The organism is Klebsiella michiganensis (assembly GCF_002925905.1).
Lineage (GTDB): Bacteria > Pseudomonadota > Gammaproteobacteria > Enterobacterales > Enterobacteriaceae > Klebsiella > Klebsiella michiganensis.
The window spans coordinates 46618-72362 of sequence record NZ_PRDB01000017.1; the positions used below are offsets into that span (position 1 = coordinate 46618).

The window sequence follows — 25745 nt, forward strand, 5'->3', positions numbered from 1 at the left end:
AGGCGAACGTGAGCAACCTGTCGCTCGATTTTTCCGATAACGCGTTTCAACCTCTGGCCGCCCGTATGCGGCCAGAAAATTTAGCGCAGTACATTGGCCAGCAGCACCTGCTGGCGCCGGGTAAACCCTTACCGAGGGCGATTGAAGCCGGGCATCTTCACTCGATGATTCTCTGGGGGCCGCCCGGGACAGGAAAAACCACCCTGGCCGAAGTGATTGCGCGCTACGCCAGCGCCGACGTTGAACGTATTTCAGCTGTGACCTCCGGGGTGAAAGAGATCCGCGAGGCCATTGAACGCGCGCGCCAAAACCGCAACGCGGGTCGCCGCACGATCCTGTTTGTCGACGAAGTGCACCGTTTCAATAAAAGCCAGCAGGACGCCTTTCTGCCGCATATTGAAGACGGGACCATCACCTTTATCGGCGCGACGACGGAAAATCCCTCCTTTGAACTCAATTCCGCGCTGTTATCCCGCGCGCGCGTTTATCTGCTGAAGTCGCTGACCAGCGACGACATCGAGCAGGTGCTCAACCAGGCGATGAGCGACAAAACGCGCGGCTACGGCGGGCAAAATATCGTCCTGCCGGACGAGACGCGCAAGGCCATCGCCGACCTTGTCAACGGCGATGCGCGCCGGGCGCTGAATACGCTGGAAATGATGGCCGATATGGCCGAAGCCGACGCCTCCGGCAATCGCGTGCTGAAAGTTGAGCTGCTGACTGAAATTGCCGGTGAGCGCAGCGCGCGTTTCGACAACAAAGGCGATCGCTTTTACGATTTAATCTCCGCGCTGCACAAATCGGTTCGCGGCAGCGCCCCGGACGCCGCCCTCTACTGGTACGCGCGGATTATTACCGCCGGCGGCGATCCGCTCTACGTTGCCCGCCGCTGCCTGGCGATTGCCTCGGAAGATGTCGGCAACGCCGATCCGCGCGCGATGCAGGTTGCGATCTCCGCATGGGACTGCTTTACCCGTGTCGGACCGGCGGAAGGCGAACGGGCGATTGCTCAGGCCATTGTCTATCTTGCCTGTGCACCCAAAAGCAACGCGGTTTACACCGCGTTTAAAGCGGCGATGGCCGACGCCCGCGAACGTCCCGATTACGACGTCCCGGTTCATTTGCGCAATGCCCCAACGAAGCTGATGAAAGAGATGGGCTACGGGCAAGAGTATCGCTATGCTCACGATGAACCGAATGCTTATGCCGCCGGGGAGCAGTACTTCCCGCAGGAAATGGCGCAAACGCGCTATTATAAGCCGACAAACCGGGGGCTGGAGGGCAAAATAGGCGAAAAGCTCGCCTGGTTAACCGAACAGGATCAAAATAGCCCGATAAAACGCTACCGATAATTGAGGCGTTGCGGTAAGGTTGTCACACTATTTCCGTGGTCGCGCTCTGCGGCCATTTTTCTTTTATTAATTCGATAAGCACAGGATAAGCATGCTCGATCCCAATCTGCTGCGTACCGAGCCAGACGCAGTCGCAGAAAAACTGGCACGCCGGGGCTTTAAGCTGGATGTAGATAAACTTCGCGCTCTGGAAGAGCGTCGTAAAGTTCTGCAGGTTCAAACTGAAAACCTGCAGGCGGAGCGCAACTCCCGATCGAAATCCATTGGCCAGGCGAAAGCGCGCGGGGAAGATATTGAGCCATTACGCCTGGAAGTGAACAAACTCGGCGAGCAGCTTGATGCCGCTAAGACCGAGCTGGACGCGCTGCTGGCGGAGATCCGCGATATCGCGCTGGCTATCCCTAATATCCCGCACGACGACGTTCCGGCCGGTCGCGACGAAAACGACAACGTTGAAGTCAGCCGCTGGGGAACCCCGCGCGAGTTCGATTTTGACGTTCGCGATCACGTCACGCTGGGCGAAATGCACGGAGGGCTGGATTTTGCCGCCGCCGTGAAGCTGACCGGTTCTCGCTTTGTGGTCATGAAGGGCCAGCTGGCACGCCTGCACCGCGCGCTGGCGCAGTTTATGCTGGATCTGCATACCGAACAGCACGGCTACAGCGAAAACTACGTCCCGTATCTGGTTAACCAGGACACGTTGTACGGTACCGGTCAGCTGCCGAAATTCGCCGGCGACCTGTTCCATACCCGTCCGCTGGAAGAAGAAGCCGACAGCAGCAACTACGCGCTGATCCCGACGGCGGAAGTTCCGCTGACCAACCTGGTTCGCGATGAAATCATTGATGAAGACGATCTGCCGATCAAAATGACCGCGCATACGCCGTGCTTCCGCTCTGAAGCCGGATCTTACGGCCGCGATACCCGCGGTCTGATCCGTATGCACCAGTTCGACAAAGTCGAGATGGTGCAGATTGTACGTCCGGAAGATTCCATGGCGGCGCTGGAAGAGATGACCGGCCACGCCGAGAAAGTGCTGCAGCTGCTGGGTCTGCCGTATCGTAAAGTGGCTCTGTGCACGGGCGATATGGGTTTCAGCGCATGCAAAACCTACGATCTGGAAGTGTGGGTGCCGGCGCAGAATACCTATCGTGAGATCTCTTCCTGCTCCAACGTCTGGGATTTTCAGGCGCGTCGCATGCAGGCACGCTGCCGCAGCAAATCTGACAAGAAAACTCGCCTCGTACACACGCTGAACGGTTCTGGCCTGGCGGTTGGACGTACGCTGGTCGCGGTGATGGAAAACTATCAGCAGGCGGATGGTCGCATCGAGATCCCGGAAGTTCTGCGCCCGTATATGCGCGGCCTTGAATTTATCGGTTGATTTTTCAACGCTCTTCTCAAAAGCGCCTGCGGGCGCTTTTTTTTTACCCCCTTCTTGATACCGGGCAATAATCGCCTTCGCGATTACGAAGATACTCCCTTTGGATTAAACAGGATAAAAAACTAATAAAGGTTAATTTCGTTGTATATATAACTATATAACGGCATTAAGTTAATTGTGAGCAACCAAAGCGAGTATCTATGAAAACCAAAACCTCCGATGCTTTACTGGCTGCTGAGGTGAGCCGGCGTGGTTTAATGAAAACCACGGCGATTGGCGGGCTGGCGATGGCCAGCAGCGCTTTTACCTTACCCTTCACGCGCATTGCCCAAGCCGCAGACAACCTCAACCCCGCCAGCGAAACGGTCACCTGGAGCGCCTGTACGGTGAACTGCGGCAGCCGCTGCCCGCTGCGGATGCATGTGGTGGGTGGTGAGATAAAATATGTTGAAACGGACAATACCGGCGACGATAGCTACGACGGTCTGCATCAGGTTCGCGCCTGTCTGCGCGGCCGCTCGATGCGTCGACGCGTCTACAACCCGGACCGCCTGAAATATCCGATGAAGCGCGTGGGCAAACGCGGCGAGGGCAAATTCGAGCAAATCAGCTGGGAAGAAGCGTTCGATACTATCGCCAGCAATATGCAGCGCCTGATAAAAGAGTACGGTAATGAGTCCATCTATCTGAACTACGGAACGGGAACCCTCGGCGGAACCTTGACTCGCTCATGGCCACCGGGGAAAACCCTGATTGCCCGTCTGATGAACTGCTGCGGCGGCTATCTCAACCATTATGGCGACTACTCCACCGCGCAAATTGCCGCGGGACTGAACTACACCTACGGCGGCTGGGCCGATGGCAATAGCCCGTCGGATATCGAAAACAGCAAGCTGGTGGTGCTGTTTGGCAATAACCCCGGGGAAACCCGCATGAGCGGCGGCGGAGTGACCTACTACCTGGAACAGGCGCGGGAGAAATCCAACGCCAGGCTGATTATTATCGATCCACGCTATACCGACACCGGCGCCGGACGCGAAGACGAGTGGATCCCTATCCGCCCGGGAACCGATGCCGCGCTTGTCTCCGCGCTGGCGTGGGTGATGATTAACGAGAACCTCGTTGACCAGCCTTTCCTCGACAAGTACTGCGTAGGCTATGACGAGAAAACGCTGCCGGAAGGGGCGCCGGCCAATGGCCACTATAAGGCCTATATTCTCGGTCAGGGCAAAGACGGTATCGCGAAGACCCCTGAGTGGGCATCGACGATTACCGGCATTCCCCAGGCGCGTATCGTGCAGCTGGCGCGCGAAATCGCCAGCGCTAAACCTGCCTATATTTCTCAGGGCTGGGGCCCACAGCGCCATGCCAACGGTGAGCTGGTTTCCCGCGCGATTTCCATGCTGGCAATCTTAACCGGCAACGTCGGGATTAACGGCGGCAATACCGGCGCGCGTGAGGGTTCTTACTCCCTGCCTTTTGAACGTATGCCGACGCTGGATAATCCGGTGGAAACCAGTATTTCCATGTTTATGTGGACCGATGCGATTGAGCGCGGGACGGAAATGACCGCGCTGCGCGACGGCGTGCGCGGCAAAGATAAGCTCGACGTGCCTATTAAAATGGTCTGGAACTATGCCGGTAACTGCCTGGTCAACCAGCATTCAGAGATTAACCGTACCCATGACATCCTTCAGGATGACAAGAAGTGCGAGATGATTGTGGTCATTGATTGCCATATGACCTCCTCGGCGAAATATGCCGATATTCTGCTGCCGGACTGTACGGCTTCGGAGCAGATGGATTTTGCCCTCGATGCCTCCTGCGGCAACATGTCATACGTGATTTTTGCCGATCGGGCCATCAAGCCGCGTTTTGAATGCAAAACCATCTATGAGATGACCACGGAGCTGGCGAAGCGCATGGGCGTTGAGCAACGTTTCACCGAAGGCCGCACTCAGGAAGAGTGGCTGCGTCACCTCTATGAGCAATCCCGTAAAGCGATCCCGGCGCTGCTGCCGTTTGATGAATTCCGCAAGCAGGGAATCTTCAAACAGCGCGATCCGGAAGGCCACCACGTTGCCTATAAAGCTTTCCGCGAAGATCCCGCCGCCAATCCGCTCACAACGCCGTCAGGGAAAATTGAAATCTACTCTGCGCAGCTGGCGGAAATTGCCGCGACCTGGGAGCTGAAAGAAGAGGATGTTATCGACCCGCTGCCGATATACAGCCCTGGGTTTGAAAACTATGACGATCCGCTGGCGAAAAAGTATCCGCTGCAGCTGACCGGTTTTCACTATAAAGCCCGCACGCACTCCACCTACGGCAACGTTGACGTACTGAAAGCCGCCTGCCGTCAGGAGATGTGGATCAACCCGCTTGATGCACAGAAGCGCGATATCGCCAATGGCGATCGGATCCGCATTTTTAACGATCGCGGTGAAGTGCATATCGAGGCCAAAGTGACCCCGCGCATGATACCGGGCGTGGTCGCGCTGGGTGAGGGGGCCTGGTATAACCCGGACGCAGGCCGCGTGGATCAGGCTGGCTGCATTAACGTGCTGACCACCCAACGCCCGTCGCCGCTGGCGAAAGGCAATCCATCGCATAGCAACCTCGTCCAGGTTGAAAAGCTGTAAGGAGTAACCGATGACAACTCAATATGGATTTTTTATTGATTCCGCCCGTTGCACCGGTTGCAAAACCTGCGAACTGGCTTGTAAAGACTATAAAAACCTCACGCCGGAAGTGAGCTTCCGTCGTATCTACGAATACGCCGGCGGCGACTGGCAGGAGGATAACGGCGTCTGGCAGCAAAACGTCTTTGCCTATTACCTCTCTATTGCCTGCAACCATTGTGAGGATCCGGCCTGCACCAAAGTTTGCCCGAGCGGGGCGATGCATAAACGTGAAGATGGCTTTGTCGTTGTCGATGAAGATGTCTGTATCGGCTGTCGCTATTGCCATATGGCCTGCCCGTACGGCGCGCCGCAGTACAATGCGACAAAAGGTCATATGACCAAATGCGACGGCTGCCACGAGCGCGTCGCCGACGGCAAAAAGCCGATTTGCGTGGAATCTTGCCCGCTGCGCGCGTTAGATTTCGGCCCGATTGAAGAGCTGCGCCAAAAACACGGCCAGCTGGCCGCCGTTGCGCCGCTGCCTTCGGCCCACTTCACTAAACCGAGTATCGTGATTAAACCTAACGCCAACAGCCGACCGTGTGGAGATACCACCGGCTACCTGGCCAACCCGAAGGAGGTGTGAGATGGGGAGTGGATGGCATGAATGGCCGCTGATTATTTTCACGGTCTTTGGTCAGTGCGTAGTGGGCGGCTTTATTGTGCTGGCTCTGGCGCTAATGAAAGGCGACTTATCGCGTGAACAGCAGCAGCGCGTCGTGTGGAGCATGTTTGGCCTGTGGGTGCTGATGGGCGTGGGCTTTATTGCCTCAACCCTGCATCTTGGGTCGCCCATTCGCGCGTTTAACTCGCTCAATCGCGTAGGCGCCTCGTCGCTCAGTAACGAAATCGTCAGCGGGGCGCTTTTCTTCGCCGTCGGCGGCATTGGCTGGCTGCTGGCGGTGGTCAATAAGCTACCGGCGGGGCTGCGTCATCTCTGGCTGGTCATTACTATGGTGCTGGGGGTTATCTTCGTCTGGATGATGGTCCGCGTCTATAACACTATTGATACGGTACCCACCTGGTATACGGTCTGGACGCCGCTTAGCTTCTTCCTGACGATGTTTATCGGCGGTCCGCTGCTGGGATATCTGCTGCTGCGCGTTGCCGATGTCAACGGCTGGGCGATGCGCCTGCTGCCGGCGGTGACCCTGCTGGCGCTGGTGATTAGCGCCATCGTGGTGCTGATGCAAGGCAGCGAGCTGGCGACAATCCATAGCTCTATTCAGCAGGCCTCGGCGCTGGTGCCGGCCTACGGTTCGCTGATGGCGTGGCGCCTGGTTGCGCTGGCGTTGGCGCTGGTCTGCTGGATTGCCCCCCAGCTCAAAGGCTACCAGCCTGCGCTGCCGATGCTGGGGCTGGCTTTTGTGCTGGTGCTGATCGGCGAGACGATCGGCCGCGGCGTCTTCTACGGCCTGCATATGACCGTTGGAATGGCAATCGCCAGCTAATCGCCCTTTATCGCGCCAGAAACCCTTATTCTGGCGCGATAAAAAGTGCGGTCGATTCATGAAATATTTCTACCGATATTCCCACCGCTATTTTCCAATAAATTAATAAAAACAATGGAATAATATAAATAGCTATTCTGTTGTCGATCCGCTGGATAAAAAACTTCTATCGTTCCCCCGCAAACCGCGTCACGCCTGATTTCAGGCGGATTGACAATGTTTGCAGCAGTGGCATGATGCGCACGAAATCTGAACTCCATCACGGTTTATATCCATGACCATCTACACCCGGCCAGTGCAAATGCTGCTCTGTGGCCTGCTTTTATTGACCCTGGCGATAGCGGTTTTAAATACGCTCGTCCCGCTTTGGCTCGCCCATGAAAATATGCCGACCTGGCAGGTCGGGATGGTGGGCTCGTCCTATTTTACCGGTAATCTGGTGGGAACATTGCTTGCCGGATGGGTAATTAAGCGTCTGGGCTTTAACCGCAGCTATTACCTGGCATCGGTTATTTTTGCCGTGGGCTGCGTGGGTCTTGGTATTACGCTGGGCTTCTGGAGCTGGTTCAGCTGGCGCTTTATCGCCGGCGTCGGCTGCGCGATGATTTGGGTGGTGGTGGAGAGCGCGCTGGTCTGTAGCGGCACTTCGCGGAGCCGGGGTCGCCTGCTGGCGGCGTATATGATGATTTATTACGTCGGCACGGTGTTGGGCCAGTTAATGGTCAGCAAGCTGCCGACGGATCTGATGAGCGTTCTGCCGTGGGTGACGGCGCTGGCGCTGGCGGCCATTCTGCCGCTGCTGTTTGCTCGCGTGGCGACTCAGGCCGATGAGCCGCACGAACCGGCGCGTATCTGGCCAATGTTAAGGCTGCGTCAGGCCCGTCATGGCGTCAACGGCTGCATTATTTCCGGCATTGTGCTCGGTTCGCTGTATGGCCTGATGCCGCTGTGGCTCAACCACCAGGGCGTTAGCGATTCCGGCATCGGCTTCTGGATGGCGGTGATGGTGAGCGCAGGTATCGTGGGGCAGTGGCCAATTGGCCGGCTCGCCGATCGCTACGGCCGTCTGCTGGTCCTGCGCGTTCAGGTGTTTGTGGTGATTCTCGGCTGTCTGGCGATGTTAAGCCAGGCCGCAATGGCGCCCGCGCTGTTCGTGCTGGGCGCTTCCGGCTTCACGCTCTATCCGGTGGCTATGGCCTGGGCCTGTGAAAAAGTTGAGCGTCATCAGCTGGTGGCGATGAACCAGGCGCTGCTAATGAGCTATACCGTGGGCAGCCTGCTTGGGCCGACGCTGACCGCCATGCTGATGCAGAACTTCTCTGACAATCTGTTGTTTATCATGATTGCCAGCGTGTCATTCATCTACCTACTGACGCTGCTGCGCAAAGCGGGGCACCATCCTACGCCGGTGGCGCACGCCTGATTTTTCAGAACATAGCCAGGGCACGACCCTGGCTATAGATTAATGCGACGCAAGAAGCGCAATAAACTGTGCCCGGTTTTGCACCGTGCTGTATCGCTGAAGTCTTTCCCCCTCATCCAGCCAGCAGACTAACCGCTGGATGGTCTGGATATGCTGTTCACTATCGGCCGCCGCCAGTACGACTATCAGCCGAATGCCGGGATGCTCCGGAAAATCAACGGCCTCGCTACAGCAAAGCAGCGAAAGCGCGCTGTTTCTGCTCAGCACGCCGGCTTCCGGACGCGCGTGCGGTAGCGCAAACGCCGGGCTCAATATATACCAGGGGCCATCCTGCTCCGTGGCGCTGATAATAGCCCTGGCATAGCCCCCGGTGATTTTTCCCTGCGCCTCAAGCGGACGGCAGGCGAGATGAACGGCGCTGCGCCAGCTCAGGCAGTCGCTGGTGAACTGACAGGCGGAAAATAGCCTCTCTTCCATAAACGTTCCCTTTACGCGCGAGCCGACCGCCAACTGACCGGCTCGCCTGGTGGTTAGCGTAGCGCGTTAAACAGCGCGTCTCCCGAGATGCCATATTTCGCTTTTAGCTGCCTGCTATTACCCGATTCGGTAAATGTGTCCTGCGTTCCCAGACGCGTAAGGCGCGCCGGATGTGCCTTTTGCGCCAGGGTTTCCGCGATCAGGCCGCCGAGGCCGCCGTTGACGGTGTGATTTTCAAGCGTAGCGATAAGCGGGCAGCCTTCGACCAGCCGATAAAACGCCTGCTGGTTGAAGGGTTTGACGGTTGCAACGTGAATAAGCTTGCCCTTTTTGCCGCTGGCGAGCAGCTTTTCATAGCCGTCGGTAGCCTGTTCCAGTACCGTTCCTTCAAACAGAATCGCAAAATCCGTGCCGCTGTCGGCGATGGCGGCGATATCGCTGACCCGCGGAACGACGCTTTTGTCGCGAACCGGCATCGGCTCGCGCGCCACGCGAATATAAACGGGTCCCTTTATTTTTGCCGCCTGCTCGAAGGCCTCGGCGATTTCTTCCGCATCTGCCGGGGTCAGGACGGTTAACCCCGGAAGGACGCGGGTCAGCGCTAAATCCTCCAGCGCATGGTGCGAAGCGCCGTCCGGGCCATCATCCATACCGGGGTGGCTACCGACGAGTTTAATATTGGCTTTGGCATAGCAGGCCTGCCGCAGCTGGGTCCAGGCGGTACCGGTGACGAACATCGCAAAGTTAACATAGAAGGGCATAAAGCCTTCCAGCGCCTGGCCGACTGCGAAGCTCATGGCGGAACCTTCCGCAATGCCCATTTCGAAAAAGGCCTCAGGATAGACGGCCTGAAACTGGTCGGTACGGGTAGAGCTGGCTAAATCGCTGTCGATAACAACAACGGGATAGCCTTTTTCTTTTAGCGCAATCAGGGCATGCCCGATCTCATCACGGGGTGCTTTCATCACTGTAACTCCTCCATCGCCTGCTGAAATTGTTCTTTGCTCGGGGTTTTTGAGTGCCAGTCGCCGTTGTTTTCCATATAGCTGACGCCGGAACCTTTGGTGGTGCGCGCCACGATGGCGACAGGTTTACCTTTCAGGTGACGGGATAGCATCAGGGTATCGGCAACCTGATGCATATCATTGCCGTTGTGCAGTTCCAGTACATGCCAGCCAAAGCTGCGGATTTTGTCCGCCAGCGGCTCGAGATTAACGACGTCATTGACCGGATCGTGGGAAGAGAAGCCGTTGTAATCGATGATGGCGACCAGGTTATCCATTTTCATATGCCCGGCCTGCTGTAAGGTTTCCCAGATTTGGCCTTCATGCATTTCGCCATCGCCAACGATGGCAAATACCCGGTGCGGATCGTTGCGCCGCTTTTTGGCGGCCGCCATACCAAAAGCAATCGACAGCCCCTGGCCCAGCAGTCCGGTTGTCGCATCGACTTCCGGCAGCGACTTAATGCTCGGGTGCCCCTGCAGGCGCGAGTTGATCTTTCGGAACGTATTGAACTCGCTGCGCTCGATCTTGCCTTGTTGATACAGCATGGCGTACTGCGCGGCGACGGCGTGGCCTTTACTCATCACCACGCGCGAGCGGGGAGAGGCGGCCAGATCGACTTCCTGGTAATAGAGCCAGGTAAGCACGTCGATTATCGACAGCGCCCCGCCCGGATGGCCAATTCCGGACTCGTAAATCATGGTGACGATCTCGCGGCGGGCGGCAAGCGCGTGGGATTTCAGTTCATCAATGTTCATGTTCATTCCTTCTTAGGGCAGCATTTTACCGATGTAGTACACGACCAGACCCAGAGCGACGAAGTCGGTTTCCGGGAAGCTGGTGCCTGAAAGACCGACGGATTCCATAATCGGGTAAATCAGCGCCGGGCCGATGCCGATCAGGATCCCGGTGATAAAGCTTCCGGCAATCGCGCCTTTCCAGCCGCCGGAGGCATTACCAAATACCGCTGCGGTCGCGCCAATAAAGAAGTAGGGAATGGCTACCGGGATAATCACGGTTTGGCCAAGGATCGCCAGAAAGCCCATCACCACCAGCCCGCCGACAAACGAAGAGATAAACCCCAGCACCGTGGCGGTCGGGGCGTAGGGGAAGACCACCGGGCAGTCGAGCGCGGGTTTGGCGTTAGGAATAAACTTCTCCGAGATGCCGAGGAAGGCCGGAACAATTTCTGACAGCAGCAGGCGTACGCCGGTAATGATGATGTACAGCGAAGCGGTAAAGGTCAGCGACTGAAAGAGCGGGTAAACCAGCCAGTGCATCCCGCCTGCCGCTGCGGTGACCGCGGCTTTTCCGGCAGCGAGCGCGGCGATGTAGTAGAAGATGCTCACCGAGATCGACACCGAGACGATGTAATCTTTAAAGATCCCCAGCCAGCCGGGAAGATTCAGCTTTTCGGTGGATTGTTTCGGATCGCCGACCTTTGCGCCAATCCAGCCGGAGGCGGCGTAGGCCAGGGTGACGTAGTGCCCCATCGCTATCTCATCATTACCGGTAATTTTTCGCATCCACGGCTGCGCAATGGCCGGATAGAGGCAGGCGGCAAGACCCAGCAGCACGGAGCCGACAATGATGGTCGTCATGTCGCTGTAGCCCAGCGCCTTCAGCGTTACGGTAAGCAGCGCGGAGAGATAAAGATTATGTTGCCCGGTAAGAAAGATGTATTTAAACGGCGTCACGCGGGCAAAAAACAGGTTCCAGCCAAAACCAATCACCATGATCAGCGACACGCACATGGCGAATTTGGTTTGCGCCAGTCCGGTTAGCGCTTCTGCCAGCGGCATGACGCCCTTCAGGCCAAATCCATCGCTGAATAAGGTCTGAAAGTTACCCAGGGAAGTGACTGCCAGACCGGCGCCGCCGGCAAAAACCAGAAAGCCAACGATGGTTTTGAAGGTGCCGGAAAGGACTTTTTCAATCGGCTTGCGTTGGATTAACAGGCCGATTAATGCAATAAAGCCAACTAAAAGTGGGGTTACGCCCAGAATGTCGAATACAATAAATCTGAGGAAATCCATATTGCCTCCGGGAGAGGTTAGTTGCTTTGAACGATGTCGGTGAGCGCAGACTCCATCTCTTCACTGTTCATCAGGTCGGTGATGCCGACCGCTCTGAATCCGGCGGCTTCGACTTCGTCGGTGAGATCGCGCATAGTGATGACAAAATCAATATCTCGCCAGGTGCGTAACCCTGAGAGGACGTCATGCTCCAGCTCGATATTCCAGCCGTGCTTGTCGATGATTTTTTGTGCTTTGATTTTGAGCATTAAGGAGCTGCCCATACCGGTACGACAGACTATGAGACCTTTCATTCGATGTTCTCCTGTTTGTAAAAATAATTATTTTTATTTATTTGTATGAGATAATAATTATTATCTTTGCGGCAGGACGAAAGATGTGACTGTGTTTGCATTTTGAGCAAATAAGGCAAAACATGAGCCAGATAGACAATAACTTGTTGATAAGCATAAGAAACGGAGCTTCAGGGCTAAGCCCGATACTGGAGAAAGTTGGCCGTTTTATTACGGAAAATCCTGACTTTGTGATGCGTCACACGATTTCAGAACTGGCCGACTCCATTGATACCAGTGAGGGGAGTATCACCCGTTTTTGTCGGGCCTTTGGTTTTAAAGGTTTCTCGGATTTCAGAACCGCGCTGGCGATGGAGCAGGGCGCCGCGCGCTCGGAAGACCACGGTATCAATGAGAGCGAAGAGATTGCGCCGGTGCTGGCGAGCATTCGCGATAGTAATGCCATTGTCGATAACCAGGAGCTGAAAGCCGCGGCCGACTGGCTTAACGCCCTGAACAGCATTGCTATTTATGCCGTGGGCACGGCGGTGCCGGTGGCGTTGTTCCTGCAGATGAATTTAATCAATATGGGTAAGGCGGCCAGCTTTATCGATCGCTCCTATCCGGCGGCGATGCCGCTGCTGGCTGACAGTCAAAAAACCGGCATCATCGTCGTTCACAGCGAACAGGCATCGGCGGATATGATGCAGGCCCTGTCGCTGGCAAAGCAGCAGGGCGTTAAAATTTTATCGCTGACCCGCGGGACGTTTGCGCCGCTGGCCCGTTTATCTGACTGGAATCTTCAGGCGGCGGTGGCTTTACAGGGGGAAGGGGAGTCGGGGTTTGCGGAAATCGCCGGCGCAATGATGGTGGCCGACCGGATCCTCAGCGCGCTGGAAGAGCAGGATGAACGCTATGCGGAATACCGAAAAGCGCATCAGAAGCGCATTTTCTCGATTGAGAGCGTGGCGAATAAGCTGTCGGAATATTTTATGTCCTGACGCTGATTTTGTTGGGGAAACACCCGGTAGCGCAATCTCTACCGGGTGGGGATTTTAGTACATCACCTTATGACCGTACTGTTCCAGAATGCCCTTCACGCGTTCCATGGTCTCTTTCTTTGGCGGATGGACGCCGTCCAGCTTGTACTCTTCGCCCATGGCTACCCATTTGTGCTTGCCCAGCTCGTGGTACGGCAGCAGTTCGATTTTCTCGACGTTGCCCATGTCACGAGTAAACTCGCCCAGGCGATGCGCGGAATCATCATCGTCGGACCAGCCCGGAACCACAACGTAGCGGATCCAGACGTTGATGTTTTTGTTTGACAGGTAACGGGCAAACTCCAGCGTCCGATGGTTAGAGACGCCAACCAGATTCTGGTGAATTTCATCATTCATTTGCTTGAGGTCGAGCATCACCAGATCGGTGACTTCCAGCAGTTCATCAATAACCGGGTCGTAGCGGCGCACAAAGCCGTTGGTATCGAGACAGGTATGAATACCTTCTTTCTTACAGGCGCGGAACCAGTCGCGAACAAATTCGGCCTGCAGGATAGCCTCGCCGCCGGATGCCGTCACGCCGCCGCCGGAAGCGTTCATAAAGTGGCGATAGGTCACCACCTCTTTCATCAGCTCTTCAACGGTAATCTCTTTGCCGCCGTGGGTATCCCAGGTATCGCGGTTGTGGCAATAGAGACAGCGCATCAGGCAGCCCTGGAAGAAGGTGATAAAGCGGATCCCCGGGCCATCGACGGTGCCACAGGATTCAAAGGAGTGAATGCGACCAATTGTTGACATTGCGGTGATATCTCCGAATTTGGCCCATCCGGGGCCTATGTAGATGCACAGCTCAAAGGCTATGTCGAGTCTGTTTTGGCTGTTATCCATAAAGTATAGACAGCAGACAAAAGAGACTGGGGCAGGATGATATTGCTAAAAAGGCCCCACTTGCGTGGAGCCTTTATTGTACGCTTTTTACTGTACGATTTCAGTCAATACCATTACATGGTCTGAGTGAAGGTACGAGTAATAACGTCCTGCTGCTGTTCTTTCGTCAGGGAGTTAAAACGTACTGCGTAGCCGGATACGCGGATGGTCAGCTGCGGATATTTTTCCGGGTTTTCCATCGCGTCGAGCAGCATTTCGCGGTTCATAACGTTGACGTTCAGATGCTGACCGCCTTCGATGGACGCTTCGTGGTGGAAGTAACCATCCATCAGGCCGGCGAGGTTAGTTTTACGAACTTCGTCGTCTTTACCCAGCGCGTTCGGCACGATAGAGAAGGTGTAAGAAATACCATCTTTCGCGTAAGCAAACGGCAGTTTTGCAACGGAGGTCAGAGAGGCAACAGCACCTTTCTGGTCACGGCCGTGCATCGGGTTAGCACCTGGTCCGAACGGAGCGCCAGCGCGACGACCGTCAGGGGTGTTACCGGTTTTCTTACCATACACAACGTTAGAGGTGATGGTCAGAACGGACTGAGTCGGGATAGCGTTGCGGTAGGTGTGCAGTTTCTGAATTTTCTTCATGAAACGTTCAACCAGGTCAACGGCCATATCATCGACGCGAGAGTCGTTGTTACCAAACTGCGGGTATTCGCCTTCGATTTCGAAGTCGACAGCCAGACCGTTTTCGTCACGAATCGGTTTAACTTTCGCATATTTGATTGCAGACAGGGAGTCAGCCGCAACGGACAGACCTGCGATACCACATGCCATGGTGCGGATAACATCACGGTCGTGCAGCGCCATCAGGGAAGCTTCGTAGCTGTACTTGTCGTGCATGTAGTGGATGATGTTCAGCGCAGTGACGTACTGTTTAGCCAGCCAGTCCATGAAGTGATCCATGCGGTCCATCACTTCGTCGAAGTTCAGAACGTCGCCTTTGATCGGTTCAGATTTAGGACCAACCTGCATTTTCAGTTTTTCATCAACGCCGCCGTTGATTGCGTACAGCATGGTTTTCGCCAGGTTAGCACGCGCGCCGAAGAACTGCATTTGCTTACCAACAACCATCGGGCTTACGCAGCAAGCGATAGCGTAGTCATCGTTGTTGAAGTCAGGACGCATCAGGTCATCGTTCTCGTACTGCAGAGAAGAGGTATCGATGGACACTTTCGCGGCGTATTTTTTGAAGCTCAGCGGCAGTTTTTCAGACCACAGAATGGTGATGTTCGGCTCCGGAGACGGCCCCATGGTGTACAGGGTGTTCAGGAAACGGAAGCTGTTTTTGGTGACCAGAGTACGGCCGTCAACGCCCATACCGCCGATAGATTCGGTTGCCCAAATCGGGTCGCCAGAGAACAGTTCATCATATTCAGGGGTACGCAGGAAACGAACCATACGCAGTTTCATGACCAGGTGGTCAATCATTTCCTGTGCGTCTTGCTCGGTGATTTTACCGGCTTTCAGGTCACGTTCGATGAAGATGTCCAGGAAGCTGGAGGTACGACCGAAGGACATTGCCGCGCCGTTCTGAGATTTAACGGCAGCCAGGTAGCCGAAGTAGGTCCACTGGATAGCTTCCTGAGCGGTGGTTGCCGGACCAGAGATATCGCAGCCGTATTTTGCCGCCATTTCTTTGATCTGACCCAGCGCACGGTGCTGTTCAGAGATTTCTTCGCGCAGACGAATAGTTCCTTCCAGATCTTCGCCGTTTTCCAGTTTCTCTTGCAGAGAGACGAACTGAGCGTATTTGTCTTTCATCAGGAAGTCGATACCGTACAGCGCAACGCGACGGTAGTCACCGATGATACGACCACGGCCATAGGCATCCGGCAGACCGGTCAGAACGCCAGATTTACGGCAGTTCAGGATGTCTTTGGTGTAAACGTCAAACACGCCCTGGTTGTGAGTTTTGCGGTATTCAGTGAAGATTTTCTTCAGCATCGGGTCCAGCTCGCGATTGTACGCTTTGCAGGAACCTTCTACCATTTTGATGCCGCCGAACGGGATAATCGCGCGTTTCAGCGGAGCTTCAGTCTGCAGACCAACGATTTTCTCGAGACCTTTCTCGATGTAGCCAGCGTCATGAGAAGTGATGGTGGATGCAAGGGAAGTATCAAAATCAACAGGCGCGTGAGTGCGGTTTTCCTGTTTAACGCCTTCCATTACGGTGTCCCACAGCTTGGTGGTCGCGTCAGTTGCGCCAGCCAGGAAGGACTCGTCACCTTCGTACGGGGTATAGTTTTTCTGGATGAAGTCGCGGACGTTGACTTCGTTCTGCCAGTCACCTTTCGCAAAACCTTCCCAGGCTGTGGCTAACTTTTCATTAAGCTCGGACATGTAACACCTACCTTCTTAAGTGGATTTTTTATTTACTGCCTGAAACAACCCTTAGTGATGGTCGTCGCCACGCAGGTAAATGACCCAGTATGTCAACCCAACCAGCAGACCACCGCCGATGATGTTCCCGATAGTTACCGGAATCAGGTTATCAGTGATGAAGTTCATGACGGTCAGGTGAGAGAAACTTTCCGGAGTTGAACCGACAGCGGTCCAGAATTCCGGGCTTGCAAAGTCGCGGATAACGATACCCAGCGGGATCATAAACATGTTCGCGATACTATGCTCAAACCCGCTGGCAACAAACATTGCCACCGGTAAAACCATAATCATGGCTTTATCCATCAGGCTGCGGCCGGAGTAGCTCATCCATACCGCAAGGCAGACCATCAGGTTTGCCAGGATACCCAGGCACACGGCTTCAACAAAAGTATGGTGCATTTTGTGGTCGGCGGTTTGCAGAACGTTAAGTCCCCATTGACCGTTGGCAGTCATATATTCGCCTGAAAGCCACATCAGCAATACAAAGAGTAAGCAACCAATCAGGTTACCAACATAGACGTTGAGCCAGTTTTTCGCCAGTTGACCCCATGTGATTCTTCCGCTGGCTTTCGCGACAACGATAAGAACGGTTGAGGTAAACAGGTCGGCACCGCAAATAACGCAGAGAATCAAACCTAGTGAGAAGCAGATGCCTCCAATCAGTTTGGCAACCCCGAATGGCATCCCGGCCGTGCCGGTTGTCGCGGTAATATAGAAAACAAAAGCGATAGAGATGAAGACACCTGCGGTGATCGCCAGATAAAACGTCTTTATCGGATGTTTTGTCGCTTTATAGACACCCGCTTCTTCGGCGACTTTCGCCATGGCAGCAGGGAGTAAAAGATCAAAAGGGTTGTCAGCTTTCACACTAACTCTCTCTTTATGTAAGTTGGCGGTGAGATACTAACAAAGCATTATAGAAGGGAATTTGATGTAGATCATATCCTACCGGAACTATAGGCCTTTTGAGTGTGTGGATTTGCCTGGATGTTGATTTAACTTATTGTTTTTTAATGAAAAAATAAATTTTAAAATTTACAAATAATGTTGATTATTTTCATTTTACCCCCGTTTTTCGGTTAATTAAAATGGGGTATTTTTATTAAAATTAACAATATTTGCGGTGGGATTTTATTATTTCTCACCACTAATTAACTTTATGGCTACAATCGGGCTTTCGGGTTGCGGAAAACATAAAAAATGGGGGCCTTTGCTGGCCCCCATCATAGGGTTATTCCGGCAGTAAAGCGCGCTTATTTACCCCAGAATGCTGCTTTTGCGCGCTGCAGCTTTTCGTAGGCTTTCAGCAGCGACTGATGAGCCGGGAACGCGAGCAGGTCGCTGTCTACTGCCTGCAGGCCGTAGAACGGCGCTTCTCCGCTCAGCGCGGCGCTGGCGGCTTCTACGGCATCGGCGCCGTACATGCGTACAAAAGCGTTCAGATACTGCAGCGGCTGGCGCTCCTCTTCCTGGCTCAGCAGCAGCAGGGTTTGCAGGCAGCGGTAGTAATTGGCGCGCTCGGCGCTAAAGATGGAGGCGTTGAACTCCATGGTCCACTCGGTCCAGATTAGCGCCTGCTCGAGATCGCCGCCCGCCAGCGCGAGCATGGCTTTCAGCTCGCCAACGCGCAGCGTATACCAGCCGTTGTCTTTGCCGGTCGCCAGACCCAGCAGTTCGCGCACGCGGGTGAAGTCATCAAGGCCTTCATCGTCCATTTGTTCGATAAGCGCCAGATAATCTTCTTTTTCCCACTCGCTTTCCGGCAGGGAAAGAATCGTTTCCCGCAGAGGCGCGCCCATGCTGTTATTCGCCAGCCAGAGGTCTTCCGCCGGATAAATATCAGACATGCCCGGGACAATGATTCGGCAGGCGTAGACGCTCAGGTGTTCGTAATCGGCGATATAAACTTCTTTATCTTCTTGTTTAAAGATAGCCTTCAGGGTGGCGAACTCTTCCTCCGTGGTTCCGGAGAAGCTCCAGTCCACGAACGGGTAGTCGGCATCCTGCTTAAACATATCCCAGGAGATCAGGCCGCTGGAATCAATAAAGTGCGTTTCAAGGTTCGCATGTTCGGCAACTTCTTCATCGTCGAAGGTGGGCGGCGTGAAGACGTCGAGATCTTTCAGGCTGCGGCCCTGGAGCAGTTCGGTAACGGTACGTTCCAGCGCCACGCCGAAATCGGGATGCGCGCCGAAAGAGGCGAAACAGGTGCCGTTAGCCGGGTTAAACAGCACGACGCAGATAACCGGATATTTGCCGCCGAGTGAACCGTCATAAGCGAAAATCGGGAAACCTTCGGCCTCCAGCTTATTGATCGATTCAACTACGCCCGGATAGCGCGCCATCACCTCCGCTGGGATCTCCGGCAGGCTGATGCTTTCGGCGATAATGCGGTTTTTAATATGCCGTTCGAACACTTCTGAGAGGCCCTGAACGCGGGCTTCGTTGCGGGTGTTGCCCGCGGACATCCCGTTAGAAACGTACAGGTTGCCGACAATATTCATCGGAATATAGACCGTTTCACCATCAGACTGGCGGGTGAACGGCAGACCGCAGACGCCGCGATCGTCATTCCCTGACTGCAGATCGACCAGCATACTGGCGGTTAACTGATCGTCGGGATCGTAGAACGCGCGCAGGCGGGTATCCAGCAGGCCTTCCGGTACTTCGTCATCGTCGGTTAACGGGAACCATTTTTCATTCGGATAGTGAACGAAGGGACCGTTGGCGATAGTCTCGCCCAGCCAGAAGTCGGCAAAGAAATAGTTGGTCGAGAGGCGCTCAAAGTACTCTCCGAGCGCGGAGGCCAGCGCGGCTTTTTTGGTGGCGCCTTTGCCGTTGGTGAAGCACAGGGCGCACTCTTTATCGCGGATATGCACTGACCAGACGTGCGGAACCGGGTTGAGCCATGAGGCCTCTTCAATATCGAATCCGAGGTCGTGCAACTTCTGCTGGAAGCGAGCGATGGAATCTTCCAGGGCGGCATCTTTGCCGGGAATAAATGTTTGAGTCATGGCAGTCACTTTTATCGTACGTAAAGCGCGCAATGATACGGGTTTTAGATGACGGGTGCTATCTCCATCGTCTGGCTATGCTTATGTCACTCAATAACTGTTCAGGCGTTAATCATGAAGACATTTGACTGGCATCGTATGGCACTGGATAAAGTGCCCGTGGAATTTCTGGCCGAGGTGGCATTACGGAGCCTCTACACCTTCGTACTGGTATTTATTTTTCTCAAGATAACCGGGCGGCGGGGCGTTCGTCAGATGTCACTGTTCGAAGTGCTCATCATTTTGACCCTCGGTTCGGCCGCGGGCGACGTCGCATTCTATGATGACGTTCCGATGCTGCCGGTACTGGCGGTTTTTATCACTCTGGCCCTGCTGTACCGATTGATTATGTGGCTGATGGGGCATAGCGAAAAACTGGAGGATCTGCTGGAGGGTAAGCCGATTATTGTTGTGGAAAACGGCGAGCTGGCCTGGGAGAAACTGCAGGCGGAAAACATGACCGAATTTGAGTTTTTTATGGAGCTGCGAATCAGCGGGGTTGAGCAACTGGGGCAGGTGCGGCTGGCTATTCTGGAAACCAACGGGCAGATCAGCCTCTATTTCTATGAGGATGACGATGTTAAAGCCGGACTCTCCATTCTTCCTTCCCGCTTTACCGATCGTTTTACCACGATACCCCGGGACGACGAGTATGCCTGCGTTCGCTGTAGCGCAATCCTTACGCTACGAGCCGGGGATAAACAATTATGCCCTCGCTGCGCAAATGCAGAATGGTCGAAGGTCAGCCGGGTAAAAAGAGTCACCTGACAGCAATTATGTCGGTTTTATGACGTCAAGCTGGCAGATTCTTTTGTGTGAGCGAGGCCGCATTTCCCCGACGCTCAGTTTTAGCCATTGCGGTGCGTGTCACTGAATGATAAAACCGATAGCCACAGGAATAACTTATGCCCGCGACGGTTCGCGGGTAAATAACATAGCAAGTGGTGAGGGGAAATGGCTCAGGTCTATAACTTCAGTTCAGGCCCGGCAATGCTGCCGGCGGAAGTACTCAAACTGGCACAAAAGGAACTGTGCGACTGGAACGGTTTGGGGACGTCGGTGATGGAAATCAGCCACCGTGGTAAAGAGTTCATTAAAGTGGCTGAAGAAGCGGAACAGGATTTTCGCTCCCTGCTCAATATTCCTTCCAACTATAAAGTTTTATTCTGCCACGGCGGCGGTCGCGGGCAGTTTGCCGGTATCCCGCTGAACCTTCTTGGCGATAAAACCGTTGCCGACTACGTCGATGCCGGCTACTGGGCGGCCAGCGCGGTAAAAGAAGCGCATAAATACTGCACGCCGAACGTGATCGACGCCAAAATCACCGTTGACGGCCTGCGCGCGGTTAAGCCGATGAGCGAATGGCAGCTGACCCCTGGCGCGGCCTACCTGCACTACTGCCCGAACGAAACCATTGACGGTATTGCCATTGAAGAAGCGCCAAACTTTGGCGACGATGTGGTCGTCACGGCGGATTTGTCATCGACGATTTTATCCCGTGAAATTGACGTCAGCCGCTATGGCGTGATCTACGCGGGCGCGCAGAAAAACATCGGTCCCGCAGGTCTGACGCTGATTATTGTGCGCGAAGATCTGCTGGGTAAAGCCAGCGTAGCCTGCCCGTCGATTCTTGATTACTCCATCCTGTCCGCCAATGACTCCATGTTTAACACGCCGCCGACGTTTGCCTGGTACCTGTCAGGTCTGGTGTTTAAATGGCTGAAAGAGCAGGGCGGCGTTGCCGCTATGGATAAAATCAACCAGCAGAAAGCCGACCTGCTGTATAGCACCATCGATAACAGCGGTTTCTATCGCAACGATGTCGCTGCGGCGAACCGCTCGCGCATGAACGTGCCGTTCCAGCTGGCGGACAGCGCGCTTGATAAACTGTTCCTCGAAGAGTCCTTTGCCGCAGGTCTGCATGCGCTGAAGGGCCACCGCGTCGTGGGCGGCATGCGCGCTTCCATTTATAACGCCATGCCGCTGGCGGGCGTGAAGGCGCTGACCGACTTTATGCAGGACTTCGAACGCCGTCACGGTTAATCGTCGCCGCGTTTTTTCATCCCCGCAGCCGGTCTGCGGGGTTTTTATTCTGTTTGTTTGAGAGTTGAGTTTAATGGAATCCCTGACGTTACAACCCATCGCACGCGTAGATGGCACGATTAACCTGCCCGGGTCCAAGAGTGTCTCTAACCGTGCCTTGCTGCTGGCGGCTTTGGCCCACGGCACGACGGTGCTGACCAACCTGCTGGATAGCGACGATGTACGCCACATGCTGAATGCCCTGAGCGCGCTGGGAGTTCATTACACCCTGTCTTCCGATCGTACCCGCTGTGAAGTCACCGGCAACGGCGGCCCTCTGCAGGCGGCTGAAGCATTAGAACTGTTCCTCGGTAATGCCGGAACGGCGATGCGTCCGCTGGCGGCGGCGTTATGTTTAGGCCGTAACGATATTGTGCTGACCGGCGAGCCGCGAATGAAAGAGCGGCCGATTGGCCACCTGGTTGACGCGCTGCGTCAGGGCGGGGCGCAGATTGATTACCTGGAGCAGGAAAACTACCCGCCGCTGCGCCTGCGCGGCGGTTTCAGCGGCGGCCAGGTTGAAGTGGACGGCAGCGTTTCCAGCCAGTTTCTGACCGCGCTCCTGATGACCGCCCCGCTGGCGCCTCAGGATACCGTCATTGCGATTAAAGGCGATCTGGTTTCCAAACCTTATATTGATATTACGCTGCACCTGATGAAAACCTTTGGCGTTGAGGTTGAAAATCAGTCTTACCAGCGTTTTATCGTACGCGGCAATCAACACTACCGCTCGCCGGGCGACTACCTGGTTGAAGGCGATGCCTCCTCGGCATCCTACTTCCTCGCTGCCGGCGCAATTAAGGGCGGAACGGTGAAAGTCACCGGTATTGGCCGCAACAGCGTCCAGGGCGATATCCGTTTTGCCGATGTGCTGGAAAAAATGGGCGCAACCGTCACCTGGGGCGATGACTTCATTGCCTGCACCCATGGTGAACTGAACGCCATCGATATGGATATGAATCATATTCCGGATGCGGCGATGACTATCGCCACGGCGGCCCTGTTTGCGAAGGGCACCACGACGCTGCGCAACATCTATAACTGGCGTGTCAAAGAGACCGATCGCCTGTTTGCGATGGCCACGGAGCTGCGTAAAGTGGGGGCAGAGGTGGAAGAGGGGGAGGATTACATCCGCATTACTCCGCCCGCGAAGCTCCAGTTTGCTGAGATCGGCACCTATAACGACCATCGTATGGCAATGTGCTTCTCGCTGGTAGCGCTTTCCGATACGCCGGTCACCATCCTTGACCCGAAGTGTACGGCGAAAACGTTCCCGGACTACTTCGAGCAGCTGGCGCGAATCAGTACGCTGGCCTGAATAACGCGCGTTTAAGGTAAAAACGCCGGCCATCGTGTCGGCGTTTTTTTATGCCCGCGTGTTAAACCGGCAAGCCCTGGCGCAGTACATTCGCGCTGGCATCGCCGCAGATTAACGGTAAAACGGCATCATCTTCCGGGCTGTTGCTCTGTCAGCCCGCTATAATTGCACAATTCTTCCACAGGAGATTTCCTGTTATCCGTAATTTACAAGCAATGCTCACTTTCCGTCGAAGAGATGCGTATAATGCGCGGCGTTTATATATTGATGCGCCTTGCTGAAGGAGAAAAAGATGACGGCAACAGTTCCGGTAATCACCATTGATGGGCCTGGCGGTGCGGGCAAAGGCACCTTATGCAAGGCAATGGCAGAAACGCTGGGCTGGCATCTGCTCGACTCTGGGGCGATTTATCGCGTGCTTGCTCTCGCTGCGCTACATCATCATGTGGATGTTGAATCCGAAGAGGCGCTGGTGCCGCTGGCTGCGCACCTGGATGTTCGGTTTGTCTCCACTAACGGTAGCCTGGAAGTGGTACTGGAGGGGGAGGACGTTAGCGCTGAGATTCGCACTCAGGATGTAGCCAACACGGCCTCTAAAGTGGCGGCTTTCCCCCGCGTGCGTGAAGCGTTGCTGCGCCGCCAGCGGGCCTTTCGCGAATTGCCAGGCCTGATTGCCGACGGACGCGATATGGGCACCGTCGTATTCCCTGATGCGCAGGTGAAAATTTTCCTTGACGCCTCCGCGGAGGAACGTGCTCATCGCCGCATGCTTCAGTTGCAGGAGAAGGGCTTTAGTGTTAACTTTGATCGCCTTTTATCCGAGATAAAAGAGCGCGACGATCGCGACCGCAATCGTACAGTCGCGCCGCTGATCCCGGCTGCCGATGCTTTAGTTCTTGATTCAACAGAACTAAACATTGAGCAAGTGATTGAAAAAGCGCTACACTATGCGCGCGAAAAACTGGCTTCCGCTTAATCGTCTTATCGATAAAGCACAACAGCCTCCGAATTATAGCAGTACCCCCGCAGCAATGGAGTGTTAGCGGGTATGTTAAACAACCCCATCCGGCATGGAGCCAGGTGGACGTTAAATATGAAACCTGAAGATTAAACATGACTGAATCTTTTGCTCAACTATTTGAAGAATCCTTAAAAACAATCGAAACCCGTCCGGGTTCCATCGTTCGTGGTGTTGTTGTTGCTATCGACAAAGACGTAGTACTGGTTGACGCCGGTCTGAAATCTGAGTCTGCCATTCCGGCAGAGCAGTTCAAAAACGCCCAGGGCGAGCTGGAAATCCAGGTTGGTGACGAAGTTGACGTTGCTCTGGATGCAGTAGAAGACGGCTTCGGTGAAACCCTGCTGTCCCGTGAGAAAGCTAAACGTCACGAAGCTTGGATCACGCTGGAAAAAGCTTACGAAGACGCTGAAACTGTAGTCGGTATTATCAACGGCAAAGTTAAAGGTGGCTTCACTGTTGAGCTGAATGGTATTCGTGCGTTCCTGCCGGGCTCACTGGTAGACGTTCGTCCGGTGCGCGATACGCTGCACCTGGAAGGCAAAGAGCTTGAATTCAAAGTCATCAAGCTGGACCAGAAACGTAACAACGTTGTTGTTTCTCGTCGTGCCGTTATCGAATCCGAAAACAGCGCAGAGCGCGATCAGCTGCTGGAAAACCTGCAGGAAGGCATGGAAGTTAAAGGTATCGTTAAGAACCTCACTGACTACGGTGCATTCGTTGATCTGGGCGGCGTTGACGGCCTGCTGCACATTACCGATATGGCATGGAAACGCGTTAAGCATCCGAGCGAAATCGTAAACGTTGGCGACGAAATCACTGTTAAAGTGCTGAAGTTCGACCGCGAACGTACTCGTGTATCTCTTGGCCTGAAACAGCTGGGCGAAGATCCGTGGGTAGCTATCGCTAAGCGTTATCCGGAAGGTACCAAACTGACCGGTCGCGTGACCAACCTGACCGACTACGGCTGCTTCGTTGAAATCGAAGAAGGCGTTGAAGGCCTGGTTCACGTTTCCGAAATGGACTGGACCAACAAAAACATCCACCCGTCCAAAGTTGTTAACGTTGGCGATGTAGTGGAAGTTATGGTTCTGGATATCGACGAAGAACGTCGCCGTATCTCCCTGGGCCTGAAGCAGTGCAAAAACAACCCATGGCAGCAGTTCGCGGAAACCCACAACAAGGGCGACCGTGTTGAAGGTAAAATCAAGTCTATCACTGACTTCGGTATCTTCATCGGCCTGGACGGCGGCATCGATGGCCTGGTTCACCTGTCTGACATCTCCTGGAACGTTGCAGGCGAAGAAGCAGTTCGTGAATACAAAAAAGGCGACGAAATCGCAGCAGTTGTTCTGCAGGTTGACGCAGAGCGCGAGCGTATCTCTCTGGGCGTTAAACAGCTCGCAGAAGATCCGTTCAACAACTGGGTTGCACTGAACAAGAAAGGCGCAATCGTAAACGGTAAAGTCACTGCAGTTGACGCTAAAGGCGCAACCGTAGAGCTGGCTGACGGCGTTGAAGGTTACCTGCGCGCTTCTGAAGCTTCCCGTGACCGCGTTGAAGATGCAACTCTGGTTCTGAGCGTTGGCGACGACGTTGAAGCTAAATTCACCGGCGTTGATCGTAAAAACCGCGCAATCAGCCTGTCTGTTCGTGCGAAAGACGAAGCTGACGAGAAAGATGCAATCGCAACTGTTAACAAACAGGAAGATGCAAACTTCTCCAACAACGCAATGGCTGAAGCTTTCAAAGCAGCTAAAGGCGAGTAATCTTAGTCTTTCGGGTTACAACAACCTGAATTACGACGAGTTTACTTGACAGATTGCAGGATTCGTCCTGTAATCAAGCACAAAGGGCGGCTACGGCCGCC

21 protein-coding genes are annotated in these 25745 nt (G+C 54.6%); 12 read left to right on the forward strand and 9 right to left on the reverse strand.

The window, feature by feature from the left end; translation table 11 throughout:
- The first annotated feature begins 8 nt into the window (after positions 1–8).
- From rarA to CDA56_RS25415, 6 genes are all read left to right on the forward strand, one after another.
- Positions 9–1352 (forward strand): replication-associated recombination protein RarA, encoded by a 1344-nt coding sequence (rarA, locus tag CDA56_RS25390; RefSeq protein WP_004849446.1) that lies wholly within the window; start codon positions 9–11, stop codon positions 1350–1352.
- Between the two features lie 91 nt (positions 1353–1443).
- Positions 1444–2736, forward strand: a complete 1293-nt coding sequence (serS, locus tag CDA56_RS25395; protein WP_009653254.1) for a serine--tRNA ligase — start codon at positions 1444–1446, stop codon at positions 2734–2736.
- 200 nt (positions 2737–2936) lie between these two features.
- Positions 2937–5375, forward strand: a complete 2439-nt coding sequence (gene dmsA, locus CDA56_RS25400; RefSeq protein ID WP_104011456.1) for a dimethylsulfoxide reductase subunit A — start codon at positions 2937–2939, stop codon at positions 5373–5375.
- 10 nt (positions 5376–5385) lie between these two features.
- A complete protein-coding gene (locus tag CDA56_RS25405) occupies positions 5386–6003 on the forward strand; it encodes a DMSO/selenate family reductase complex B subunit (RefSeq protein WP_009653301.1) in 618 nt (205 codons plus the stop codon).
- A gap of 1 nt (position 6004) precedes the next feature.
- On the forward strand, positions 6005–6868 hold the full coding sequence (locus CDA56_RS25410) for a dimethyl sulfoxide reductase anchor subunit family protein (RefSeq protein WP_104011457.1): 864 nt from the start codon (positions 6005–6007) through the stop codon (positions 6866–6868).
- A 274-nt stretch (positions 6869–7142) separates the two neighbouring features.
- Positions 7143–8291 (forward strand): MFS transporter, encoded by a 1149-nt coding sequence (locus CDA56_RS25415; RefSeq protein ID WP_009653261.1) that lies wholly within the window; start codon positions 7143–7145, stop codon positions 8289–8291.
- 39 nt (positions 8292–8330) lie between these two features.
- Here the strand turns inward: CDA56_RS25415 and CDA56_RS25420 are convergent, their stop codons facing one another.
- From CDA56_RS25420 to CDA56_RS25440, 5 genes are read right to left on the reverse strand one after another with little or no spacing between them, the layout of a single operon-like run.
- Positions 8331–8768: a PTS sugar transporter subunit IIA gene (locus CDA56_RS25420; protein ID WP_103814738.1), complete on the reverse strand. Its 438-nt coding sequence runs from the start codon at positions 8766–8768 to the stop codon at positions 8331–8333.
- A 53-nt stretch (positions 8769–8821) separates the two neighbouring features.
- Positions 8822–9733 (reverse strand): transketolase family protein, encoded by a 912-nt coding sequence (locus tag CDA56_RS25425; protein WP_025107510.1) that lies wholly within the window; start codon positions 9731–9733, stop codon positions 8822–8824.
- Entirely contained in the window at positions 9733–10530 is a 798-nt protein-coding gene (locus CDA56_RS25430; protein WP_103814740.1) for a transketolase, read from the reverse strand. Before CDA56_RS25430 ends, CDA56_RS25425 begins: the two co-directional genes overlap by 1 nt.
- A gap of 12 nt (positions 10531–10542) precedes the next feature.
- Entirely contained in the window at positions 10543–11808 is a 1266-nt protein-coding gene (locus tag CDA56_RS25435) for a PTS ascorbate transporter subunit IIC (RefSeq protein WP_014228634.1), read from the reverse strand.
- 17 nt (positions 11809–11825) lie between these two features.
- Positions 11826–12101 (reverse strand): PTS sugar transporter subunit IIB, encoded by a 276-nt coding sequence (locus CDA56_RS25440; RefSeq protein ID WP_014228635.1) that lies wholly within the window; start codon positions 12099–12101, stop codon positions 11826–11828.
- A 122-nt stretch (positions 12102–12223) separates the two neighbouring features.
- Between CDA56_RS25440 and CDA56_RS25445 the strand changes: the two genes are divergently transcribed.
- On the forward strand, positions 12224–13081 hold the full coding sequence (locus CDA56_RS25445; protein ID WP_103814742.1) for a MurR/RpiR family transcriptional regulator: 858 nt from the start codon (positions 12224–12226) through the stop codon (positions 13079–13081).
- A gap of 54 nt (positions 13082–13135) precedes the next feature.
- Here CDA56_RS25445 and pflA read toward each other — a convergent pair whose 3' ends face one another.
- From pflA to ycaO, 4 genes are all read right to left on the reverse strand, one after another.
- Positions 13136–13876: a pyruvate formate lyase 1-activating protein gene (gene pflA, locus CDA56_RS25450; RefSeq protein WP_004871674.1), complete on the reverse strand. Its 741-nt coding sequence runs from the start codon at positions 13874–13876 to the stop codon at positions 13136–13138.
- A gap of 203 nt (positions 13877–14079) precedes the next feature.
- Positions 14080–16362 carry a formate C-acetyltransferase gene (gene pflB / locus CDA56_RS25455; protein ID WP_014228637.1) on the reverse strand — a complete coding sequence of 761 codons (2283 nt, stop codon included), beginning with the start codon at positions 16360–16362 and terminating at the stop codon, positions 14080–14082.
- A 51-nt stretch (positions 16363–16413) separates the two neighbouring features.
- The gene (focA, locus tag CDA56_RS25460) at positions 16414–17271 is read right to left on the reverse strand and encodes a formate transporter FocA (protein WP_004849465.1); all 858 of its coding nucleotides are present in this window, start codon (positions 17269–17271) and stop codon (positions 16414–16416) included.
- A gap of 386 nt (positions 17272–17657) precedes the next feature.
- The gene (gene ycaO / locus CDA56_RS25465; protein ID WP_103814744.1) at positions 17658–19418 is read right to left on the reverse strand and encodes a 30S ribosomal protein S12 methylthiotransferase accessory factor YcaO; all 1761 of its coding nucleotides are present in this window, start codon (positions 19416–19418) and stop codon (positions 17658–17660) included.
- A gap of 114 nt (positions 19419–19532) precedes the next feature.
- Between ycaO and CDA56_RS25470 the strand changes: the two genes are divergently transcribed.
- The 5 genes from CDA56_RS25470 (at position 19533) to rpsA (ending at position 25644) form a co-directional block, all read left to right on the forward strand.
- Positions 19533–20225: a DUF421 domain-containing protein gene (locus tag CDA56_RS25470; protein WP_103814746.1), complete on the forward strand. Its 693-nt coding sequence runs from the start codon at positions 19533–19535 to the stop codon at positions 20223–20225.
- Between the two features lie 186 nt (positions 20226–20411).
- Positions 20412–21500 carry a 3-phosphoserine/phosphohydroxythreonine transaminase gene (gene serC / locus CDA56_RS25475; protein WP_004849472.1) on the forward strand — a complete coding sequence of 363 codons (1089 nt, stop codon included), beginning with the start codon at positions 20412–20414 and terminating at the stop codon, positions 21498–21500.
- Positions 21501–21573: 73 nt separating this feature from the next.
- Positions 21574–22857, forward strand: coding sequence for a 3-phosphoshikimate 1-carboxyvinyltransferase (gene aroA, locus CDA56_RS25480; RefSeq protein WP_103814748.1), 1284 nt, complete (start codon positions 21574–21576; stop codon positions 22855–22857).
- A gap of 292 nt (positions 22858–23149) precedes the next feature.
- Positions 23150–23833 (forward strand): (d)CMP kinase, encoded by a 684-nt coding sequence (gene cmk / locus CDA56_RS25490; protein ID WP_004849475.1) that lies wholly within the window; start codon positions 23150–23152, stop codon positions 23831–23833.
- Positions 23834–23970: 137 nt separating this feature from the next.
- Complete coding sequence (rpsA, locus tag CDA56_RS25495; protein WP_004100702.1) at positions 23971–25644, forward strand: 30S ribosomal protein S1; 1674 nt, start codon at positions 23971–23973, stop codon at positions 25642–25644.
- The last annotated feature ends 101 nt before the right edge of the window (positions 25645–25745 follow it).